Source organism: Streptosporangium sp. NPDC020145 (genome assembly GCF_040631275.1).
Classification (GTDB): Bacteria; Actinomycetota; Actinomycetes; order Streptosporangiales; family Streptosporangiaceae; genus Streptosporangium.
Genome location: NZ_JBEXZT010000046.1, coordinates 1 through 20,242 on the forward strand (window position 1 = coordinate 1; position 20,242 = coordinate 20,242).

At 70.3% G+C, this 20,242-nt stretch carries 22 protein-coding genes and 1 riboswitch; of the genes, 13 read left to right on the plus strand and 9 right to left on the minus strand.

The features are described 5' to 3' along the window. A partial coding sequence (locus ABZ463_RS39785) for a GPP34 family phosphoprotein (RefSeq protein WP_362784973.1) occupies positions 1–649 on the minus strand: 649 nt, incomplete at its 3' end. 83 nt (positions 650–732) lie between these two features. Between ABZ463_RS39785 and ABZ463_RS39790 the strand changes: the two genes are divergently transcribed. Together ABZ463_RS39790 and ABZ463_RS39795 are read left to right on the plus strand one after the other, a co-directional pair. Further along, a complete protein-coding gene (locus ABZ463_RS39790; RefSeq protein WP_362784976.1) occupies positions 733–1,338 on the plus strand; it encodes a TenA family protein in 606 nt (201 codons plus the stop codon). A gap of 194 nt (positions 1,339–1,532) precedes the next feature. Then, positions 1,533–2,414: a DNA-formamidopyrimidine glycosylase family protein gene (locus ABZ463_RS39795; protein ID WP_352014919.1), complete on the plus strand. Its 882-nt coding sequence runs from the start codon at positions 1,533–1,535 to the stop codon at positions 2,412–2,414. On the opposite strand, the gene ABZ463_RS39800 is transcribed toward ABZ463_RS39795, so the two are convergent. After that, positions 2,415–2,789: a cupin domain-containing protein gene (locus ABZ463_RS39800; protein WP_362784980.1), complete on the minus strand. Its 375-nt coding sequence runs from the start codon at positions 2,787–2,789 to the stop codon at positions 2,415–2,417. Between the two features lie 171 nt (positions 2,790–2,960). Here ABZ463_RS39800 and ABZ463_RS39805 point away from each other — a divergent pair, with 171 nt between their 5' ends. Both ABZ463_RS39805 and ABZ463_RS39810 read left to right on the plus strand, forming a co-directional pair. Continuing rightward, positions 2,961–3,284 carry a rhodanese-like domain-containing protein gene (locus ABZ463_RS39805; protein ID WP_352014917.1) on the plus strand — a complete coding sequence of 108 codons (324 nt, stop codon included), beginning with the start codon at positions 2,961–2,963 and terminating at the stop codon, positions 3,282–3,284. A gap of 163 nt (positions 3,285–3,447) precedes the next feature. Next, positions 3,448–4,608: an alanine racemase gene (locus tag ABZ463_RS39810; RefSeq protein WP_362784983.1), complete on the plus strand. Its 1,161-nt coding sequence runs from the start codon at positions 3,448–3,450 to the stop codon at positions 4,606–4,608. Positions 4,609–4,700: 92 nt separating this feature from the next. Here the strand turns inward: ABZ463_RS39810 and ABZ463_RS39815 are convergent, their stop codons facing one another. Further along, positions 4,701–5,054 (minus strand): RNHCP domain-containing protein, encoded by a 354-nt coding sequence (locus ABZ463_RS39815; protein WP_352014913.1) that lies wholly within the window; start codon positions 5,052–5,054, stop codon positions 4,701–4,703. Positions 5,055–5,306: 252 nt separating this feature from the next. Here ABZ463_RS39815 and ABZ463_RS39820 point away from each other — a divergent pair, with 252 nt between their 5' ends. The 3 genes from ABZ463_RS39820 (at position 5,307) to ABZ463_RS39830 (ending at position 9,490) form a co-directional block, all read left to right on the plus strand. Then, positions 5,307–6,152 (plus strand): hypothetical protein, encoded by an 846-nt coding sequence (locus tag ABZ463_RS39820; protein ID WP_362784988.1) that lies wholly within the window; start codon positions 5,307–5,309, stop codon positions 6,150–6,152. Between the two features lie 545 nt (positions 6,153–6,697). Next, positions 6,698–7,372 (plus strand): hypothetical protein, encoded by a 675-nt coding sequence (locus ABZ463_RS39825; protein ID WP_362784991.1) that lies wholly within the window; start codon positions 6,698–6,700, stop codon positions 7,370–7,372. Between the two features lie 647 nt (positions 7,373–8,019). Further along, positions 8,020–8,132, plus strand: a riboswitch (TPP riboswitch). After that, positions 8,123–9,490, plus strand: coding sequence for a cytosine permease (locus ABZ463_RS39830; protein ID WP_362784994.1), 1,368 nt, complete (start codon positions 8,123–8,125; stop codon positions 9,488–9,490). (Overlaps the previous riboswitch by 10 nt.) Positions 9,491–9,514: 24 nt before the next feature. Here ABZ463_RS39830 and ABZ463_RS39835 read toward each other — a convergent pair whose 3' ends face one another. Beyond that, positions 9,515–10,090, minus strand: a complete 576-nt coding sequence (locus ABZ463_RS39835; protein ID WP_352014911.1) for a methylated-DNA--[protein]-cysteine S-methyltransferase — start codon at positions 10,088–10,090, stop codon at positions 9,515–9,517. A gap of 124 nt (positions 10,091–10,214) precedes the next feature. On the opposite strand from ABZ463_RS39835, the gene ABZ463_RS39840 reads away from it, so the two are divergent. Further along, positions 10,215–12,086, plus strand: a complete 1,872-nt coding sequence (locus tag ABZ463_RS39840; RefSeq protein WP_352014910.1) for a PAS domain S-box protein — start codon at positions 10,215–10,217, stop codon at positions 12,084–12,086. Positions 12,087–12,243: 157 nt separating this feature from the next. Further along, complete coding sequence (locus tag ABZ463_RS39845) at positions 12,244–12,693, plus strand: ATP-binding protein (RefSeq protein WP_362784998.1); 450 nt, start codon at positions 12,244–12,246, stop codon at positions 12,691–12,693. Between the two features lie 129 nt (positions 12,694–12,822). Here the strand turns inward: ABZ463_RS39845 and yidC are convergent, their stop codons facing one another. From yidC to ABZ463_RS39860, 3 genes are all read right to left on the minus strand, one after another. After that, positions 12,823–13,521: a membrane protein insertase YidC gene (gene yidC, locus ABZ463_RS39850; protein WP_352014908.1), complete on the minus strand. Its 699-nt coding sequence runs from the start codon at positions 13,519–13,521 to the stop codon at positions 12,823–12,825. A gap of 80 nt (positions 13,522–13,601) precedes the next feature. Continuing rightward, the gene (locus ABZ463_RS39855; protein WP_352014907.1) at positions 13,602–13,853 is read right to left on the minus strand and encodes a DUF6412 domain-containing protein; all 252 of its coding nucleotides are present in this window, start codon (positions 13,851–13,853) and stop codon (positions 13,602–13,604) included. Further along, positions 13,850–14,017 carry a hypothetical protein gene (locus ABZ463_RS39860; RefSeq protein WP_352014906.1) on the minus strand — a complete coding sequence of 56 codons (168 nt, stop codon included), beginning with the start codon at positions 14,015–14,017 and terminating at the stop codon, positions 13,850–13,852. The genes ABZ463_RS39855 and ABZ463_RS39860 overlap by 4 nt, the downstream gene beginning before the upstream one ends. A gap of 116 nt (positions 14,018–14,133) precedes the next feature. Between ABZ463_RS39860 and ABZ463_RS39865 the strand changes: the two genes are divergently transcribed. Further along, entirely contained in the window at positions 14,134–14,826 is a 693-nt protein-coding gene (locus ABZ463_RS39865) for a response regulator transcription factor (protein WP_362785004.1), read from the plus strand. A 15-nt stretch (positions 14,827–14,841) separates the two neighbouring features. On the opposite strand, the gene ABZ463_RS39870 is transcribed toward ABZ463_RS39865, so the two are convergent. After that, positions 14,842–15,327, minus strand: a complete 486-nt coding sequence (locus ABZ463_RS39870) for a hypothetical protein (protein WP_352014904.1) — start codon at positions 15,325–15,327, stop codon at positions 14,842–14,844. Positions 15,328–15,553: 226 nt separating this feature from the next. Between ABZ463_RS39870 and ABZ463_RS39875 the strand changes: the two genes are divergently transcribed. Genes ABZ463_RS39875 through ABZ463_RS39885 form a run of 3 tightly spaced genes read left to right on the plus strand, consistent with a single transcriptional unit; the run spans position 15,554 to position 18,088 of the window. Continuing rightward, positions 15,554–15,907: an STAS domain-containing protein gene (locus tag ABZ463_RS39875; protein ID WP_352014903.1), complete on the plus strand. Its 354-nt coding sequence runs from the start codon at positions 15,554–15,556 to the stop codon at positions 15,905–15,907. Further along, on the plus strand, positions 15,904–16,584 hold the full coding sequence (locus ABZ463_RS39880) for a glycosyltransferase family 2 protein (RefSeq protein WP_352014902.1): 681 nt from the start codon (positions 15,904–15,906) through the stop codon (positions 16,582–16,584). Before ABZ463_RS39875 ends, ABZ463_RS39880 begins: the two co-directional genes overlap by 4 nt. A 43-nt stretch (positions 16,585–16,627) precedes the next feature. Beyond that, positions 16,628–18,088, plus strand: a complete 1,461-nt coding sequence (locus ABZ463_RS39885; protein WP_362785009.1) for a hypothetical protein — start codon at positions 16,628–16,630, stop codon at positions 18,086–18,088. On the opposite strand, the gene ABZ463_RS39890 is transcribed toward ABZ463_RS39885, so the two are convergent. Then, a complete protein-coding gene (locus ABZ463_RS39890) occupies positions 17,970–20,189 on the minus strand; it encodes a hypothetical protein (RefSeq protein WP_362785011.1) in 2,220 nt (739 codons plus the stop codon). The two genes, ABZ463_RS39885 and ABZ463_RS39890, sit on opposite strands and share 119 nt — an antisense overlap. Between the last annotated feature and the right edge of the window lie 53 nt (positions 20,190–20,242).

Genomic DNA, 20,242 nt, shown 5'->3' on the forward strand with positions numbered 1-20,242 from the left:
CGCCGGGGGGGGCGGGGGCGCCCCCCCCCCCCCCCCCGACCGCGCCGACCACGGCGGCGTTGACGGCCGCGATGCTCCTGGCGACCGCGTCGGCGGCCCAACGGCCTTCGGTGATCTCCTTGATCCGCGCCTTGTCCGCACCGGGGAACGCCTTGCGGTCGATCTTCGCGGCGTGCAGCACGGCGATCAGCACCGCGGAGCGCTCGTCCGGCTCGGCCCCGGTCAGCACGTCGCCGATCCGCTGCCTGATCTCCCGCTCGATCCGTGGGTCGCGCTCCGGGTAGCGCGTGCTGGGGAAGAGGCCCAGGACCTTGTGCCGCCGCTCGTCGAGCACGCCCCGCTCGGCCAGGCCGGACAGCAGCCGCTTGCGCACCCCGGAGGAGTACAGCTTGCGCACCCACCAGTCGGCCTTGCGCCGCCTGGTCTCGGCGGTGATCAGGGCCAGCGTCGCGTCGAGTTCCCGCTCGCCGAGCGGTGTGGGGTCCAGGACGGTGACCTTCTTGTCCGCGAGGTCGATGCGGCCGTTGACGGCCAGTTCCGCCAGGAGGGAACCGCCGAGGGCCGCGTCGAGCTCGATCGAGCTGGTCAGGAGTCTGCCCTCCGCCTCGTCGTAGGCGAGCAGCAGGATCTCCTCAGCGATGGTCGTCATGCCCGGAACCCTATGTCGCGTACGGTCCACCGACGCGGGGCCGTACCGGGTGGTGTGGGGTGATCTGGGACAATGCTTGGCTTATGAGCGTTTCCGAGGAACTGCACGTCATCGGCCGCCCTCTCGTGGACGTCCAGCTCGCCCATCCGACAGTGGTGGGGATCGGCAGGGGGGACCTGCCCGAGCCGGTGTTCCGGTCATGGCTCGAACAGGACTACCTGTTCCTGCTCGACTACGTGCGGGTCTTCTCCCGGCTGGCCTGGCAGGCCCCCGACGACCACCTGGGCGTCCTGGTCGACCTGGCCCACGCCACCCTCCACGAGGAGCTCGACCTGCACCGCTCGTTGTCGGCGGGCTTCGGCGCCGACCTGGGCGGGGTGCGGAAGGGGCCCGCCTGCTCGGCCTACACCGCGTTCCTGCTGGAGTCGGCCGCCGACTACGCCGACGGGCTGGCCGCGCTCTACCCCTGCATGTGGGGCTACTCGACACTCGGGCAGGCGCTGATCGCCGAGGCCCCCGCCGAGTCCCGCTACCGGCCCTGGATCGACACCTACGCCGACCCCGGCTTCGCCGAACTCGCCGGGCGTGTCGCCACGATGATCGACGAGGCCGTCACCGACTCCGCCAGGGCGGCGCGGTTCTTCACCGAGGGCATGCGCCACGAGATCGCCTTCTGGGACGTGCCGTAGTTGTGTCCCTTTGCGCCGCCTGCGGCGTCGCGGGCTCGGGCGCCCTGAGTCGGTGTCTTCCCTCGTCACTCCGTCGCTGCGCTCCTGCGTTCCTCAGTCCAAGCACCGACGCGCCCAAGCCGAAACTCTTCATTGCTGGCGCCGGTAACCCTGAACCAAAACGCTTCACCGCCGACGGGTTCTAGTCTGTGGGTATGCCAGAGCTTCCCGAGGTGGAGTCGCTCGCCGAGTTCCTGCGCGGGCACGCGGTCGGCAGGAAGATCGGGACCGTCGAGGTCTTCGGCTTCCAGGCCCTCAAGACCGTCGATCCCCCCGTCACCGCCCTGGCCGGGCGCACGGTGACCGCCGTGGCCAGGCACGGCAAGTTCATCGACCTCGACTGTGACGGTCTCCACCTCGTCACACACCTGGCCCGCGCGGGCTGGCTGCGATGGCAGGACGACCTCTCCCGGGCGAAGGCGGTCAGGCCGGGCAAGGGTCCTCTGGCGCTGCGGGTACGGCTGGCGCCGTACGAACCGGGGGAGCCGGAGCCGGGCTTCGAGCTGACCGAGGCCGGCACGCAGAAGCGGCTGGCCGTCTACGTCGTGCGCGACCCCGGCGAGGTGCCGGGGATCGCCGCGCTGGGTCCCGACCCGCTGTCCGACGGTTTCACCGCCGAGGTCCTCGGCGGCATCCTGAACGGCAGCCGCGCCCAGATCAAGGGCCTGCTCCGCGACCAGAAGGTGATCGCGGGCATCGGCAACGCCTACTCCGACGAGGTCCTGCACGCGGCGCGGACCTCTCCCTTCAAGGTCGCGGGGAGCCTGACGGAGGAGCAGGTCACCGCTCTCCACGAGGCCATCGTCACGACCCTGCGCACCGCGCTCGACCGGGCCAGGGGCCTGGCGGCCAAGGACCTCAAGGCCGAGAAGAAGTCCGGCCTGCGGGTCCACGGCAGGACCGGTGAGCCCTGTGCGGAGTGCGGCGACACGATCCGGGAGGTCTCCTTCGCCGACTCCTCCCTGCAGTACTGCCCGACCTGTCAGACGGGCGGCAAACCGCTGGCCGACCGCCGGATGTCACGCCTGCTCAAGTGATCACTGGGCCCACGGGGGCAGGATGGTCTGCCCGTTGAGGGAGGCGGTGATCCCGGCCGAGGTGCACACGGTGCCGGTCGCCCGCTCGGTCTGAGAGGCGTTGCGCAGCGCGAACGGGGTGTTCGGGGAGACGATCAGCGCGTCTCCCGCCTCGGCCACGTGCTCGACGCCGCCGAGAACGCCCACGACCCGTCCCGAGTGGACGACGAACACCTCCTCACGGTCGACGGTGTGCTCGGGCCCCGAGGCGCCGGGATTCATGTCGAAGGCCCAGACGGCCAGCTCGGACGAGCCTCGTGAGGGTACGGCCAGCGAGCGCGTGGTGGTGTCTCCGTTGGCGAAGGCGGGGGCGTCGGCCAGGGTCGCGACGGTCATGGTTCCTCCATTGGTAAACCTCGTTGTCTTTTCTTGGATAGAAGGTAAACCAGGTTGTCTAGTTCGTCAACGGTAGCGCTATGCAGTCGAATGGTGGCCGCTTGTGGACGACTCGGGGGCTGCTGGGGCACTTTGCGCCACATCGGTCGGAGGACTTGGAACAATGGGTGCATGAGTGTTCCTGAGATCGAGGCGCAGGCCGTGCCGGATGACGCGTTCCTGCTTGACGTGCGTGAGCTTGACGAGTGGCAGGCGGGGCACGCCCCGACGGCCGTCCACATCCCGCTGGGTGAGTTGCAGGCCAGGGTTGAGGAGGTTCCACACGACGCGCCCGTCTACGTGGTGTGCAGGGTCGGCGGCCGTTCGGCGCACGCGGCGGCCTGGCTCAACCACATCGGCAGGGAGGCGATCAACGTCGGCGGTGGGATGCAGTCCTGGAGCTTCGCCGGCCGTCCCATGATCAGCGAAAGCGGCGCCGACCCGTTCGTCGCCTGACCGAGAAACAGCGAAGGCCGCGCTGAAAACCCTCCACGGCCCCTTCTCGAAAGCGCTTTCCGAACGTCACCGAGCATCCTCAGGACCTCTCAGGTGATCGTCAGCGCGACCCTCTCCCGGCGCGGGCCCGCCCCCCGCGCAACCCTTCCGCCCTCGTCCGATCGTGCCGTCGGCCGTACGGTCCTACGCTTCGGTCAACGACGACATCGCCGCCGACGGGCCGATCGGAGACCCCATGGACGCCGTGACCGTACGGGCTCACGAACTCGCGGAAGCCGGGCGGCTGCCCGCCTTCGTCTACGACCTGGCCGCGCTGGACGAGCACGCCGCGGCCATCCGGGACGCGCTGGGTGACGTCGAGCTGTACTACGCGGCCAAGGCCAACCCCGACCCCGAACTGCTGCGGGTGCTGGCCCGGCACGTGGACGGCGTCGAGGTCGCCTCGGGCGGTGAGCTGGCGCACGTGCTCGGCGTCCTCCCCGAGGTCCCGATCGCCTTCGGCGGGCCCGGCAAGACCGACGCCGAACTGGCCGCCGCCCTGGACGCCGGAGTGGCCCGGCTGCACGTTGAGGGGCCCGGCGAACTGCGCCGTCTGATCGCCACCGGCCGGGAGGCCGACATCATGCTCCGGGTCAACCTCGCCGTCTCACTCGGCGACGTGGCCCTGGCCATGGGCGGCGGCGCGACCCCCTTCGGCATGGACCCCGACGGCGTCACCACCTGCCTGGAACTGCTCGACCGGCAGGAGGCGGTACGGCTTCGCGGTGTCCACGCGCACCTGGCCAGCGGCCTGGACGCCGAACGCATGCTCCAGGTCAACGAGCGGGTCCTCGACCACGCCCGCTCCCTGGGCGTGACCGAGATCAACCTCGGGGGCGGCATGGCCGTCTCCTACGCCGATCCCGATGCCCGCTTCGACTGGGCTGCCTACGGCAAGGGCCTGGCCGGTCTGCGTCGCTCCGGTGAGACGCTCAGGATCGAGCCCGGCCGGTCGGTCTCGGTGTACTGCGGGCGGTACGTCACCCGGGTCATCGACGTCAAGCGGGTCCACGGCCGCCTGTTCGCCGTCGTCGCGGGCGGTACCCACCACATCCGCACCCCCGCGACCAAGGGACACAGCCAGCCCGTCATCCCGGGCACTCCCGGCGAACCGATCACGATCTCCGGCCAGCTGTGCACCCCCAAGGACCAACTGGCCGAGAACGTGCCGATCGCCCTGGAGCCAGGGGACGTGGTGGAGTTCGCCATGGTCGGCGCCTACGCCTGGAACATCTCCCACCACGACTTCCTGATGCACCCCCATCCCGAGTTCCACTACCTCTGACCTCGGCTTCTCCGTGGGCCTTTCGAAGGCATGAGGCTCCGTGACGGGCGCGGGCCGGGGATTCCGGTGGTCCGCGCCCGTTCCGGGCTGCCTCAGAGCTGGGCGAAGTAGTCCAGCGGGAAGGGCGGGCGGGCCAGTGGGGCGACGGCCAGTCTCATCAGGGTGAGCGGGTTGTCGTCACCGGCGACGCGGTTGGCGTTGAGCGTGCCGCACGCCGTACAGCGATGGATGATCGCCCACTCGCCGTCCTGGCGTGCGTGGATGGCGATCGGGGCCATGCCCGAGGCGCAGTCGGCGGCCCTGTCGCCCGGGTTGTTGTCCAGGTGCCTGGACCACAGGCAGGTGGGGCAGTGGTTGCGGTGCGCGGTTCCCGGCGCGTCGGTGGGCACGTCGAGGCGGCAGTTGACGCAACGGAAGGAGGTGATGCGGGCGCGATGGCGTGGCAATGGAGGAGCTCCAGACGAAAGTGGGTGACGAGTCGGCTGACTGTGCCGTCGTGACCCACGCGGGCTCACCCCCGCCGGAGCCTCCGGTGGGGACGTCGACCCGATCGAGGGCGCGCGACGGCGTCCTCGGTGCCCGCGGGCATTAACATCCCCCCTAATCTGCTCGGAGCCAGTGAAACAACCCATCGCGCCACGAAGCAACTGGTTTAACCCGGCGACGGCGTCCCGCGAAGTGCCAGAGGAGTATGCACCGTGACATCCGAGACCGACCCCGACGGGTGGAGTGCCGCGCTGACCGGGGCCTTCGAGATACTGCTCGGCGGGGAGCCGACCGTCGACCCCGCCGCCGGATACGGGGTGTACTACGCCTCGGACTCCCTCGACGAGTTCCTGTTCCCGAGTCCCTGGGCCACCCCTGGGGGGTTGTCGGGCCGGGAGCCGAGGTACCTTCCTGATTCGGACGGAGAGTATCCCTTCTCCCCCTGGACATGGCGGTTCGACCTGGGTGAGTCGCTGTTCCGCTTCGACGCCGACCTCCTGGCGGGGACGGGGCCGTGGGGTGCCGACGGGTACAAGGGCTCCCGGCCGTTCGACGACGCCTTCGTCGCCGACCTGCGGACCGTCTCGTCGATCGACGAGGCCGGTGAGGCGCTGGTGTACGGCGCGGAATTGGGACCGCTCCTGGGCCGTCACGGCGTCGACCTGACCGGCGAGGAGTCCGAGAGGCTGAACGGCTGGCTGACCGTGCTGCTGCGCGTCGCCACCGACGGCACTCTCCCCGACGCGATGAGGGCCGCCACGTTCACCGAACGCGGCCCCGAGCACCTGGTGCCGATCCACGACATGTCCGCCGAGGAGCCCTGGGAGGAGAGACTGAGCGCGGTCACGCACCCCGCGCTTCGCGACCATCTCCGCATGCTCTGTCTCTCCGAGCGTGACGCGCGCAGCAGGGGCGGCTTCTACTACGGCACCGACCACTGGCCGTGGACCGATGTCCTGGAAGCGGCCGACTGCTCCCTCGTCGCGGGCTGGGGGTTCGGCGAGTCCCAGGCCGGGGTCGCCGTCGTGCGCCTGCCGACCGAACCAGGGGCGCGCTGAGCGCCTCAGGAGCGTGCGCGCGAACGAGGCGTTCCGGCAGATCGTCGGCTGTGCGGTACGGCCGCCGGTGAACTCCACCGGCATACCACCCACCAGGGGGAAATAGCCGGAAGCGGGCAAAGACGCATCATGGGGGCGCGAACTGGGGTGATCCCGGTTCGGCGCGTAAGCAAACGCCGGAGCTCGGGGCAACCAGGAGGGGACGCACGAGGCCGAGACTGGTGAGCGGCGCGAAGGCTGCTTGAACTGCTTCGATGTCCGGGGCATGGTGCGCGTCCATTCCGCATCGAGGTCGATCATCGGGGAATCGAGGGGCCGACAGCTCGACTCATCTGCCACGGGATCGACCATCTCTTCGGACCGCTCTACCGATCGCACATGCGGCCAGGGGTCGAGCCGACACCCGTTTCCCAGTACAAGGGCGCTGGCCGACCTTGGGCGAATCGCCAGGCAGCTGCACAGTTGGGCAAGGGGGCGTACCAGCCGTGTTCCAGAAGCCTGTCGCGCGTGCTGGACTGTCAGTACACGGACCTACGATCTTCCCCGTGCCGATATCCGCGATCCCCGCGTCCCTGTCCTACGCCGATGCCGATACCCGCCTGGGCGGCGCATTGTCCGCTGTGTTCGAGGGCGCGGGGGCGTCGCCCGGCTACGACGAGGTGCTGTTCTTCGACGGCGACCTCACCCTCGACGGGGATTTCCTGAACGCCGTCAACGAACTGCACGACGGCGACGTCGAGTTGATCGTGGTCACCGGCGATCTGAAGGTCAACGGCCCGATCGCGCTCTATGAGGACCGGCCCGGCCTGTACGTCGGCGGTCACACCCAGGCCGAGACCCTGGAGGGCGGCGAAGCGGAGATCTACATCCACGACGGCGCCTTCACCCACCTGGTCTACGGCTGGTACAACCACGGCTCTTTGCGGACCGGGACCGTCGACACCCCTTGGGTGATCGACTACGACCACGCCATGGACGTGTACGCCCCAGGCGGGCGCTGGGTGAACAATTACGACGATGACGAGGACGCCGACTTCGCCGTCGGGGACAGCATCGTCGAGGCGTTCGTGCCCGAGGTCGTCGACGCGGAGGACCGCTGCCTGGACGTCGACGAGTTCCTGAACCGGCTGCAGGCCGGGCTGCCGGTCCTGCGGTCCGGAGTCCAGACGGCGGCCGAGTCGGCGAGTGACGGCGTCGTCGGGGCGCGCCTGGCCGAATGAAGCCATCCGGGTACGGCTACCTCTTCAAGCCGTACAGCTGCTGAGGGGCCAACCCACCGGCCAAGGGCTTCCGGCTGTTCACCGGGGCGTTCACGCCGCCGTTGCCCGTGTGCAGGACCTGGCGTTCACGGCGTTCGCCGGCCAGCGCCTCAGCCTGTTCACGGGCCTGCCGTTTCTGCTGTTCGCACGAAGCGGCCCCAGCTCCTCCCCGCAGTCCCTCCGAAGGGCCGGAGAAGCCGCCGTAGGGGGTGTCTGACGCCTGACGCGGCATTGTTTCCCGGGTAACGCGCGCCCGCGGGGATGGTCCCCACGGCAGGATTCCTCGGCACGGGCCAGCGATGTGCTCCCCGCGCACGCGGGGATGGTCCCGTGCGGGATGGTCTCTCGTCCGTCTACGTTCAGTGCTCCCCGCGCACGCGGGGATGGTCTTCGCCATCCTTCGGTCGGCTGGCTCGGCGTGCGAGGTTGGCCGTACGTTTCGGCAGGTCGTTGACCGTGCGGTACGGCTACCGCAGCGAACGTGGCTGTACTCTCGCGGACGTCCGCGGACGCACCCCGTGCCGACTCCCTCCCCAGGGGGGAAGTAGCCGGAAGCGGACTAATAGTGCATCATGGGGGCGCGAACTGGGCTGATCCCGGTTCGGCACGTAAGCAAACGCGGGAGCTTGGGGCAACCAGGCTGAGAGGGCGACTACGGCTGTCGCCGACCGCATGAACCTGTCCGGGTAATGCCGGCGTAGGGAGCGCGTCATGACGTCTGACGTCATCAATTCCAAGCATGCCGAGGCCCCCCTCACCCTCGACCAGGCACCTCCGAAGACCCTCGGCATGCTCGACCAGGGAGCGTTCTGGGCCAACCTGGGCGTCAGCCTGCTCGGCTTCTCCTTCGCGCTCGTCCTGATCAACCCGTTGGGCGGCGACAACCCGCTCACCTTCGGCGCCGCGCTGCTGGCGGCCCTGGTCGGCAGCCTCATCGGCACCGCGATGGTCGGCCTGGCCGCGGTTCCCGGGGTGCAGACGGGGCAGCCCGCGATGGTACTGCTGCGTGGGCTGTTCGGAGTACGGCTCTCCTACGTGCCGACCGTGCTCAACGTCGTCCAGATGATCGGCTGGGGGGCGTTCGAGCTGTGGGTCGTCGCGATGGGCGCCCAGGCGATCTTCGGGCCTTCGGTCCCCTACGCGGTCTGGGTGGTCGCGGCAGGGGCGCTGACGATGGCGCTGACCATCTACCCGTTGGGAGCCATCAGGCTGCTCAGGCGGTTCGTCACGATCGGTGTGGTCGTCTCGGTCGTCTGGTTCGCGGTGGTCTTCCTGCGTGAGACTCCCGCGCAGAGCGGCGGCTCCTGGGACGCCTTCGCGGCCGCGGTCGACTTCGTGGTCGCCCTCTCGGTCTCCTGGGTGCCGGTCGCGGCGGACTACGCCAGGCACTCACGGTCGAGCCGGGCCGCCTTCACCGGCATCGTCGGCGGCTACACCGTCGCCCAGGTCGCGTGTCTGGCCGTCGGCGTCTACGCGGTCGCGCTCGCCGGGCACGCCGTGGTCCAGGAGAACCAGACCGCGGTGTTCGAGCCGTTCGTCGCGGCCCCGCTGGGCGCGCTGTTCTTCGGCATCCTCGTGCTGCGTGAGACCGACCAGTCGTTCGCGAACGTCTACTCGACCGCGATGTCGCTGCAGAACCTGATGCCGAGGATCGACCGCCGCGTCTTCTCCGTGGCCGTCGGCGTGCTGACCACGGCCATCGCCCTGGTCGTGGACGTCAACTCCTACGGCGCCTTCCTGAGCATCATCGGCGCGGTGTTCGTGCCGATGTTCGGTGTGCTGGCGGTCGACTACTTCCTGCTCGGCAGGGGCAGGAACTGGGACATCTCAGAGAACGCGCCCTCCCGCCTGGTCATGGTCCTGCCGTGGGTACTGGGCTTCGTCACGTGGTGGATGCTCGCGGCGCCCTCGCAGGTCTCCTGGTGGGCGGCGATCTGGGACGGTGCCAAGCGGGCGGTCGGGTTCACCCCCCAGCCCTGGATGAGCGCCGCCCTCGGCGCCTTCCTGGTCTCCGGACTGATCACCCTGGCGATCGGGGCGCCGCGCCTTCTCGCCCTGAGGCGGCGCCGCCGTACCTGACCTGCCCTTTCGTGCCCGGAGGGCCTAGAGGCGGGCGGTACTCTCCACCCGTAGGAGTCGTTCCTTGGCGGTCGCGCCTCCGGCGTAGCCGCCGAGGACGGCCTCGCTCTCGACGACCCGGTGGCACGGCACGATCACGCAGACCGGGTTGCTGCCCAGCGCGTTGCCGACCGCGCGCAGCGCCCTCGGCCTGCCGATCCGCTCGGCGATCTCCCGGTAGGTCGTCACCGTCCCGTACGGCACGGCCAGCATCATCTGCAGCACGGTCCTGGCGAAGGAGGTCGCGAGCTGGAGGTCCACGGTGACCGTGAAGGCGCGGAGCCTGCCGGAGAAGTAGGCGTCGAGCTCTCTGCGGACCGGGTCGAGCCTGCGGGGATCGGGGCCGATGAAGGAGCCGACCTCCCTGCTGACACGTTCGAAGACGACGTTCTCGTCCTCGTAGCTGCACGCGACGACGCCCCGATGTGTCGCCGCGAGCGTCAGCCGTCCTACGGGGACCTCGATGGTGCCGAACGCGATGTCCGGGTGGGTGGCGCCCACATAGGTGGACGAGGTCACCCGCAGCAGGGCGTCGAGATCGCTGGCTGACCCGGATGCCATGGCCCCACCCTTCCGTGTCCAGGCGTGTGGTCACCGCAGCGTATCGGACGGATCGTCGCAACGAGTGTCAGCACATGCGGACGAAGTGCCAAGATCAGGCCAGTTGACGCGGCACTATGGTTCTGTGGGTGACGACAGGGCCGAAAGCGACGAGGGCGTCGGCCGCGCGATCGTCGCCAGTGCCCCGAATGCGATAGTCGTTCTGGACCGCGACCAGACGGTCCTGGCGTGGAATCCGGCCGCGGAACGTCTCTTCGGCTGGCCGGCCGGAGAGGTCCTCGGACGCAGGCCCCCGCTGGTGCCGGGGGAGCTGACGGCCGAGCACAACGCGGTGCTCGAACGGGTGCGCACCGGCGGCCAGGTCTCGCTGCGCACCAAGCGCTTCCGCAGGGACGGCAGCCTGCTCGACCTACGGCTCGACATCAGCGCGCTGCGCTCCGAGGCGGGCGCGTTGCTGGGGTACGTCAGCGTCTACCACCTGGTCCAGGACGACGAGAGCGCCCAGGAACGGGCGGTCCGCAGGGCCAGGCTCGTGCGCAGGCTCACCGACGTGGTCGCCGACATCAACGCCGAGCGGGAGCTGCCCGCCGTACTCGACCGGATCGCGGCCAGTCTCACCGAGCTGACCGGGGCCGACGCGGGCGGGTTCGTGCTCATCGAGGGCGACAGGCTTCGGCTGGTGGCCAGCCACCGGCTGCCCGAGTCGCTGCGTGACTCGACCGCGCACATGCGCACCAGCCTGGTCGGCAAGCTGCTGCGCACCGGCAGGACCGTGATGCTGGAGACGGGCGACCAGGGCCGCCTCGACGAGCTGATCTGGTCGCAGCTGCCCGGTCTGCACACGATCGCCCTCGGCCTGGCCATGGCGGGCGGCAGGCCGTACGGCGCGCTGTACGCCCTGTTCGCCAAGCACAAGGCGGGGCACGTCGAGCTGGAGCTGCTCGAACTGCTGGCCGGGCACGCGGGCATCGCCGTCGGCAACGCGATGGCCTACCAGGAGGCCGTACGGCAGCGCGCCCACCAGCGGGCGGTGTTCGACGCCAGCGCCGACGGCATCGCCGTACTCGACGGGCAGGGAAAGATCGTCCAGTGGAATCCAGCGGCGGCCGAGCTGACCGGGTTCGACGCGCTGGACGTGCTCGGGGGGCCGCCGCCGTTCGAGCTGCCGGGGCCGGGGGACAAGCTCACCCTCCAGCTTCCCTCGGGCATCTGGCTCGACGTGCTCAGCGCGGAGATCGTCGAGACGGGGGAGGTCGTGGTCGACTTCCGCGACGTCACCAGGGCCAAGGAGCTTGAGGAGGCCAAGGATCTCTTCCTGGCCACGACCAGCCACGAGCTGCGTACCCCGATCACCGTGGTGCAGGGCTTCGCCGGGACCCTCGCCGCCCGCTGGGACGGCATGACCGACGAGGAGCGCCGTTCCGCGGTGCGCATCATCGCCGAGCGGGCGCGTTCCCTCGGCAAGCTGATGGACAACCTGCTGCTCGGCTCGCGGGCGGGGGCGGGCGAACTGCCCCTGAAGATCGAGGGAATCGACCTCGGCAGACTGATCGTGGCGGCGACACTCGGTCTGCCTGATCTGTCTGATGTGCATAGGGTTGAGGTGATTGTCCAAGAAAACCTGCCCCCGGTGTCCGGGGACGCCATCGCCACCGATATCGTGCTGGGCCAGCTGTTGGAGAACGCGTTCAAATATTCACCGGACGGTGGCCTGATCAGGGTCGAGGCTTGGGCCGACGGTGACTGGGTGGTGGTGGTAGTGGACGACGAGGGTGTGGGCATAACGCCCACGAGCCGGGAGCGGATCTTCGATCGCTTCGTCCAGGGAGACACGGGAGACCGTCGCCGGTTCGGCGGGGTCGGCCTCGGGCTGTACATCGTCCGCAGTCTCGCCCGCGCCCAGGGAGGAGAGGTCTCCGCCCACTCCAGGCCGGGAGGGGGCACCCGAATGCGGCTGGCGCTTCGCATTGCCGACACGCCCAGCGCCCTTACCTGACCGACACGCCGTTCCGGTAACAAGCCGGTAACGGATGAGCTGATCTATTGTCGAATGTGTACAAGCTGTAATTGCCTCCCGGTTTCTAAGACCATCTAACGGGGCATTTCGGTCGTACTGGGGTGTGGTTCCTCAGGGGGAACAGGGATACGGGGAGGTGAGTGCGTCGAGCGTCGTTCTGTTGCCGTATGCACCGTCCAGCGTCGCTGTCGCACGCCAACGCCTCTGCTCTGACCTGCAGGAATGGGGGGTCTACGAGACCGCTATAGATGACGCGGTCCTCGTGGTCAGCGAGCTGCTGAGCAACGCGCTCAGGCATGCTCATCCGTTGCCGTCCGGTCAGATCAGAGTGGCATGGCGCTGGGCCGACGAGCACGTGGAGGTAGCGGTGAGTGACGGAGGGGCCGCCACGGAGCCGCGGGCGGGGCGTCCGACACTCTCCTCTCTGGGGGGCCGGGGGCTCGGCATCGTCGAATATCTGGCCACCAGCTGGGGGGTCAGGCACGAAGGGGAGATCACCACGGTCTGGGCGGTCGTCACCGCCGCCGACACCGTCGGTAACGGAAAGGTCTCCGTCCCCCAGCCCGCGTTGCGCGAATGCGGGTAGGGCGCGTCCCGCCTCACCGGAACGACTCACCGGACAATGAGGCGGGGCACGACCGGCCATTCCTTTGCAGCCGGCGCCTACCTCACCGGCACCCGGCCCTCCTCGTCACACTGGGTGACGGCTGACGGATCACACCCCCGCGGGCACGGAGCGGTACAGCACCGCCCGCTCGGCGGCGGCCCACGCGGTCGTGACCAGTAGATAGATCCCCGCCGCGAGCGGGAGCACGGCCGCGCCCAGGACCGTCAGGAACGGCAGCAGCGGCAGCACCCGGCGCAGCACCCCGGAGCCGGGACCCTGCGGGACCGTCGCCGACCTCATCCGCCGTGAGGTGACCGCGGCGACGGCCAGCAACAGCAGGAAGAGGCAGGCGAACACCAGCGTCGGCCCGCTGATCAGCCCGAACCCGGAGACCACGCCCGCGAAGTGCTGCCCGAGCTGCACGCCGAACAGCCCGTGGGTGAGCAGCGCGTTCGCGTGGCCCGCGATCGTGGAGGAGATGAAGACCCGGTAGACGACCATGAGGACCGGCAGCTGCGCCAGCCCGGGAAGGAAGCCGCCGAACGGTGACACCCCCTCCTCGGCGTACAGGGCGGTCGTCTCCCGGTACAGCCGTGCCGGGTCCTTCGCGTGCCGTTCCCGCAGCTTGGCGAGCTTCGGCGCCAGCGCGGCCTGGGCCCGGGCACCTCTGGCCTGCATGACGCCGAACGGCAGGAGCAGCAGCCTCACACAGACGGTGAAGACGACGATGGCCAGGGCGGCCGAGCCCAGCGGCTGGGCGAGGAGGGTGATGAGGTCGGCGGTGAACCCGATGACGGAGTCGAACATGAACAGAGCCCTTCTGACTGCCCTTTGACAGGGATGGAAGACAGCACAGAAGGCGCCCGCGCTTCGGGACGTCTGTTGTGTTACGCGGGCGCCGGGCCCGCTGACGGTGCTCTTGGCCGGGATCGTCCGGCCCGGTCGGGGTCACGCTGGCGGACGAACACGAGTCGTCCCGCCCTCTCCCGCGCGGAGAGGGCGAAGTGCCCGCCTGTCTTGGCGGCGGTGGGCACCCCGCGCAGGGCCCAGGCGAGCAGAAGCACGCCCAGGCCGATGACGGCGGCCGCCGTCACGGAGCCGCCGCCACCGTCGAGAAGCCAGGCGAGCAGGAGGGTCACTTGGACATCTTGCTCACGATCGTGACCGCGGCGACCACGATGAGGGCCACGACGCCGAGCACGAAGACGAACTTGAGCAGTCCGAACACGGCGGGAATGACGATCCCGAGGACCACGTAGATCGCGAGAAGGGCGCCCACGACGCCCAGGACGGTACGAACCATGCCAGCAACCGTATGTTCCACGACGGCCTGGCGGGCGTGGGAAACCATAACGATCTCGTTCTTACAGGACGGTGACGGAGGGTGGCGATCATGAGGAACGGGCCTACGGTGTAACCATGAGCGCGCGGATTCTGGTGGTCGAGGACGACCCGGCGATCGCCGAGGTCGTGGCCCGCTACCTGGAACGCGACGGCCACCGGGTCGAGTGCGTCGACGACGGCGCCGAGGCGCTGAGACTCGCCCTGGCCGACCCGCCCGACCTGCTCGTTCTCGACCTGGCGCCATCCGGGACGGACGGCCTCCAGGTGTGCAGGAGGCTCAGGGAACGCCGGCCCGTCCCCGTGATCATGCTGACCGCTCTCGGTGAGGAGATCGACCGGGTCGTCGGCCTTGAGATCGGCGCCGACGACTACGTCACCAAGCCCTTCAGCCCGAGGGAACTGGCCCTGCGGGTGCGCTCCGTGCTGGGCCGGGCCCGTGGCGCCACCGCCCCCTCGGGCACCGGCGTGCTCGGGGACGGCGACCTGACGGCGGACGTCGGCACCCGCGAGGTACGGCGCGGCGGCCGGGAGATCACACTGACCACCCGCGAGTTCGACCTTCTGACCCATCTGATGCGTCACCCCCGCCAGGCCTTCAGCCGTTCGGCCCTGCTCGACCAGGTCTGGGGGTGGTCCTTCGGCGACTCCTCGACGGTGACCGTGCACGTGCGCAGACTCAGGGAGAAGGTGGAGGAGGACCCGACCGCGCCGCGGCGCATCGTCACGGTCTGGGGGGTCGGCTACCGCTACGAGCCGTCCGCCCCGTAGTGATCCTCGGTGCGGTCAGTCCGCGGCGTAGGGATGGACGCCTCCCGGGGGCGCGTCGTCCGGGTCGAGCTCGATCGGCAGCAGGCCTCGGCGGTCGGGCTCGACACGCTGGTAGGAGACCGGCGTCCTCGGGCTGTCGAAGGACTCGGCGATGGCGCGGAACGTGGGACACGGCCACCGCCACATACAGCTGCGACAACGCAGGATCGGATTGGCGGCGTCGCTGGTGATGCCGCCCGCGTCGCGTGGCTGGTGCAGGTCGAGCAGCCTGATGCCCAGCGTCGCGAAGCCGAGCAGCTCCTCGCGCGCGCCTTCGAGGAAGTCGAGGTCCGCGCTCGCCAGACGGGTTCTGATCGGGACGTATCCCTCACGGTTCACCAGGACACGCAGAGAGTGGGCGGCGTCGTGCCACGAGGTCGCCTTCTCGGTGCGGGTGACCATGGCCTCCAGGTGCTCGCGAAGACGTTGCCGTTGCGGATCTTCAGAAAGGTCGGTGTTCATCGATGCTTTCGGGCCCGTTTCTACTCAACGGCCGCCACTGACGTAGCGCGGGACGGTCTGGAGGCTCTCGGGTCTCTCCTTCTTTCCGGCCAAGCCGGTGTAGCTGTGCGTCAAGTTTTGCGCACCCAGAGTTTTCGTGAGGCCTAAACGGGGGACAAAGGGCCGACGACTCGGGACGCGTGGCGGAAACGTGACCGGTGGCCTTCGCGCCGCTAGTGTGCCCGCTGTGGAGCTAAAAGTCTCAACTCGATCACATGACGGGCACACCGTCATGGCCATAATCGGCGAAATCGACCTGTATACCGCGCCTGGCCTGCAGGCCGAGTTCACTCGGCTGCTCCAGGAGAGCCCGGCCACCCACGTGGTCATCGACATGTCGGGTGTGGAGTTCTGCGACTCCACCGGGATGAACGTGCTGCTGTCGGCGCTCAAACGGCTGCGCGAACGCGGCGGCACCCTGGAACTGGCCGCGCCGCGTCCGGCCGTCCGTAAGATCCTCCAGGTCACCGGCCTCGACTCGGTCTTCACCGTGTACGAGGCGATGCCCGAGAAGCTGCTTTCGGCGAAGCGACAAGCATGACCGGGACAGCGGTGATCATCCCGGCCAAGGACGAGGCCGACCGGATCGGCGCGACCGTGACCGCGGCACTGGAACTGGCCGGTGTCGACCTCGTCATGGTCGTGGACGACGGCTCGGCCGACCAGACAGGCCGGGTGGCGAAGGCCGCAGGAGCCCGGGTCATCCGGCACAGCCGAAACCGCGGCAAGGCCGCCGCCATGGAGAGCGGAGCGGAGGCCGTACGACTGCTCGACGGTGAGTCCCCCCGCCACCTGCTCTTCCTCGACGCGGACCTGGGGGAGACGGCCCGCGAGGCCGAACCGCTGATCAAACCGGTCACGGCGGGCGAGGCGGACATGACCATCGCCGTCTTCGTCACCCGGGTGAAGCTCGGCGGCCACGGGTTCGTGGTGAACCTGGCGCGGCGGGGCATCGAGCGCGCGACCGGTTGGACGCCGACCCAGCCGCTCAACGGGCAGCGCTGCCTGACCAGGGCCGCCTTCGAGGCCGCCCGCCCACTGGCCGGGGGGTTCGGCGTCGAGACGGCGCTGACGATCGACCTGGTCCGCAAGGGCTTCCGGGTGCGGGAGGTCGAGGTCGAGATGTCGCACCGGGCCACCGGCACCGACTGGAAGGCGCAGCTCCACCGGGCGAAACAGTTCCGCGACGTCGCCTGGGCGCTTCTGGTCCGGGGATAGCCTCCCGGCCTGGGCACCACCCCGGGTGTGCTGGAATTTGCGGGTGACCCAGGACGTGACCGTGGCCGGCGACACGCGGGTTGCCGCGCGGGGCACGCCGCGGGCGCTCGACGTCGCCGCGTTCGTCGCGCTCGGACTCTCGGCCGGGCTGACGGTCCTGATCGGGCTGCTCGGTCCCTCCGTCATGGTCCCCGAACTGGCCGGGCCCGCCTGGCAGCTGCCGTACTCGCTGGGGGTGCGGCCTGAGGCCCACCTGGTGATCGGTCTGGCGGCGGCGGCGATCCTGCTCGGGGGCGTCGGTCTCGCGGGTGCCCTGCGGGCCAGGTGGCGGCCTGATCCGCGCCTGCTGGCCGGGCTTGGCTGTGCCGTCGTCGCGTTGCTGGCCTTCCTGCCGCCCTCCGGGTCGGCCGACCATCTCAACTACGCCGCCTATGGCCGGTTGGCCACGCTCGGCCACAACCCTTACGAGACGGCTCCCTCGGCGCTGCCCGCCGATCCGGTGCTCGGCGCGGTCGAGGAGTGGACGGGCGTGACCAGCGTCTACGGGCCGGTGGCGACGGCCGTACAGGCGTTGGCGAGCCTGGTGGGGGGAGAGTCGGTCCGGCTGACCGTCTTCGTGATGGCGCTGGTCAACGCCATGGCCTTCGCGGGTACGGCGTCGCTGCTCGACCGTTTCACCCGGGCCGACCCGGCCCTGCGGGCCAGGGCGGCGCTGCTGTGGGCGGCGAACCCGCTGATGATCTACCACCTGGGCGCCGGGACGCACGTGGACACCCTGGCCGTGGCCTGCATGGTCGCCGCCCTGATGGCCAGGGGGGCGGGCTCCGGGCTGCTGCTCGGGGTGGGGATCGGGGTGAAGCTGAACGCCGGGCTCGTCGCCCTCGGCCCCGCCTGGGAGTTGCGCCGCCGTCCCGGCAGGCTCGCCGTCGTCGCGGGCACCGCGACGGCGACCGTGCTGGCGATCTACGCGGTGGCGGGGCCGCACGTGCTCGACCAGGTCGGCGCGGCCAGCAGGAAGGTCTCCCTGGCCACGCCGTGGCAGCTGGTCAAGACGGGGCTCCAGGAGGCGTTCGGGCCCGGTGCCTACTCGGCCTGGACCCAGGCGGGCTCGCTGGCGCTGCTCGTCCTGCTGGCCTGGCTGCTCCTGCGGGCCGCGCCGGACCACTCGGCGCCCGGGGTCGCCGTCGCGATCGTGGTCGCCTGGCTGTTCGCCGCGACCTACGCGCTGCCGTGGTACGACGGGCTGGCCTTCGCCCTGCTGGCCATGGTCGCCTGGCCCGCCCTTGAGGGCTTCCTGGTGGCCAGGGTCGTCATCCTGTCGCTGGGATATCTGCCCGCGAGGGAGGCGTTGCGCCCGGAGGACATGCTCTGGCTGCGGACCGTCGTCAGGCAGCAGGTGGTGCCGTGGTCCCTGCTGGCTCTGACGGTCGCGCTGGCGTGGTGGGCGGCGCGGTCCGCAGCGCGCGCACGCAGGCGGTCAGCGTCAACGGCACCGCGACCGTGAGGGCCATCGCCGGGATCGCGATGCCCGAGTCGTTCATCAGGAACCCGACCAGCGCGCACGCCAGCGCGCCGATCAACCCGGCGCGCAGCGGCGGCGCCGCCGCGTAGGCGCGGGCCAGTGCCGAGGCGCCCCACCGGGAGGGGCGGTCGAGCACCAGGAACAGGAACGCCAGCGCGACCAGCGACAGCAGGGACAGCGACCAGTTGCCGACCGTCACCCCGATCATGGCCCCGAACTTGCGGCTGACGACCGTCCAGGCCTCGCCGTCCAGCACCTGCTGCACGAAGGTGCCCAGGTGGGTACGGCGTTCGGCGGGCTTGAGCCAGTCGACGACCGCGATGGCCCCGATCAACAGGGCGCCGGCCAGGCCAACCAGGACGAGCTTGAGCGGTGAGACCCGGCTTCCGACCAGCAGGATCAGGAAGACGGCCACCCCGATGAGGAAGGCGGGCACCCCGCCGAAGTCGGCGCCCCACGCGGGCCAGCCGTCGGCGAACACCGCCAGCGCGCCGTAGAGCAGGCAGAAGGCGAACGCCGGCAGGCGCCGTCCCCGGGAGATCAACCAGTGGGCGATGCCCGCCATGGCCAGGATCGTTCCGGCCGAGTAGACCGCGAAGGCGATGTTGCCGAAGCCGTAGAACCGCCCGCCGGTGACCGGTTCGTAGCCGGTGACCGCGTTCACCTGCAGGGACGATCCGGTCATCACGTCGCCGAGCAGGGTCAGCGAGGTGACCGAGGCGACCACGGTCAGCGGCCCCAGGACGCTCCTGCGCCACGGCCCGGTCAGGGCGACCCCGGCCAGGGCGCCCGCGATGCCGAGGATGGTCACGATGACCGACGCCATCGGGGCGGAGAACGTCCACCAGGGCACGAGCTGCGCCAGGAAGGTCGCGACCGGGATGGACCCGCCGACCGTCGCGACGACCCCGGTGGCGGCCAGCGCCCGCGAACCGCCCCAGCCCCGCCGTACGGCGAAGGCGGCCAGCAGGTAGAACAGCAGCTGGGCGCTGACGAAGACCGCGAAGAACGGCCCCTGCACCCGGCGTAGCACCTGGCTGGCCAGGTCGGCCTCCGCCAGGCTCCGCACGACCTCCCCGGCGGCTTCTCCCGTGGTCCGAGCGCCCTGCGTCGCGCTCGTCCAGGGACGCCCGACGGCGCCGTCGGGCACGCCGAGGCCGAGCAGGGTGAGCGCGGTCGCGGTCAGGTCGGTGTTGGTGACCAGCCCCTCCTGCCTGGTCGAGGAGGCCCCCAGATAGCCGGGACCGTACGGCCCGCCGCCCGGCGAGGGGCCGTCGGCGATCGCGACGTGCAGGTGCGCCGAGACCGCGGCGTCCGACAGGCCGCCGAGCAGGACCGTGCCGCCCTGGGGAAGCCCGGTCAGCAGCGCGCCCACCCCTCGGTCGGCGGCCGCGACGGCCTCCCGCCTGGCCTGGTCGGACAGCGCGGAGGGAACCCCGTCGGCGTCCACCGGGCGGGCGAGCCACGCCGTGGTGAGGTCGGGGATCTCCACCACGACCAGCCGGTACGGCGTCAGGTCACCAAGCCCCGCGACGTCTGGCGCATATTTACCGATTTTTCCGGACTTGTTGGCGGCGGCCAGGGCGGCTCCCGGCCCGGCCGCCGCGACCTTTCCCCCGGCGTCGACGACCCGCTGCCCCAGCAGCCCCAGGATCGGCCGGTAGGAGGTCTCGGTGGCGTTGAACGTCACCAGCTCCTGCCAGCCGGGCACACTCGCCCCGCCGTCCTGGTCGGCCACCGGCTGGGCGGGCGGAGCGCAGGAGCCTCCCGGGGCGCCCGCCCGCTGCCCCGCCGAGATCGTCAGCCAGCCCGCGACCGGGCAGGTGAGGCTCCGCGAGGGCGGCGGAACAGCCCTGGTCGACATCGAGGCCGAGGCGCCCCGCTCGACGAGACGCCACAGGTTCGGCGTCCGCGTCCGGTCGAGATCACCCCACTGGAGGCCGGGCACCCCGACCACCACGACCCTGGCGGGCCCCGCCTCGGCGTGGGCGGCGGCCGTACCGGTGAACAGGAACCCGGCGAGTATCGGCAACGTCAACAGGACGGCCAGCGCGGCGCGGACGTGCCCAGCACCGGAACCCATACGTCTCCCTCGTTGTCCACACCCCGTCGGCGACCCTGTCCACGGTCCGCCAC

Coding starts and splice junctions, on each gene's coding strand:
- ABZ463_RS39790 (WP_362784976.1), top strand. CDS start 733: ATGAGCGTTTCCGAGGAACTGCACGTCATCGGCCGCCCTCTCGTGGAC.
- ABZ463_RS39795 (WP_352014919.1), top strand. CDS start 1,533: ATGCCAGAGCTTCCCGAGGTGGAGTCGCTCGCCGAGTTCCTGCGCGGG.
- ABZ463_RS39800 (WP_362784980.1), bottom strand. CDS start 2,789: ATGACCGTCGCGACCCTGGCCGACGCCCCCGCCTTCGCCAACGGAGAC.
- ABZ463_RS39805 (WP_352014917.1), top strand. CDS start 2,961: ATGAGTGTTCCTGAGATCGAGGCGCAGGCCGTGCCGGATGACGCGTTC.
- ABZ463_RS39830 (WP_362784994.1), top strand. CDS start 8,123: ATGACGTCTGACGTCATCAATTCCAAGCATGCCGAGGCCCCCCTCACC.
- ABZ463_RS39835 (WP_352014911.1), bottom strand. CDS start 10,090: ATGGCATCCGGGTCAGCCAGCGATCTCGACGCCCTGCTGCGGGTGACC.
- yidC (WP_352014908.1), bottom strand. CDS start 13,521: ATGTTCGACTCCGTCATCGGGTTCACCGCCGACCTCATCACCCTCCTC.
- ABZ463_RS39860 (WP_352014906.1), bottom strand. CDS start 14,017: ATGGTTCGTACCGTCCTGGGCGTCGTGGGCGCCCTTCTCGCGATCTAC.
- ABZ463_RS39865 (WP_362785004.1), top strand. CDS start 14,134: ATGAGCGCGCGGATTCTGGTGGTCGAGGACGACCCGGCGATCGCCGAG.
- ABZ463_RS39870 (WP_352014904.1), bottom strand. CDS start 15,327: ATGAACACCGACCTTTCTGAAGATCCGCAACGGCAACGTCTTCGCGAG.
- ABZ463_RS39880 (WP_352014902.1), top strand. CDS start 15,904: ATGACCGGGACAGCGGTGATCATCCCGGCCAAGGACGAGGCCGACCGG.
- ABZ463_RS39890 (WP_362785011.1), bottom strand. CDS start 20,189: ATGGGTTCCGGTGCTGGGCACGTCCGCGCCGCGCTGGCCGTCCTGTTG.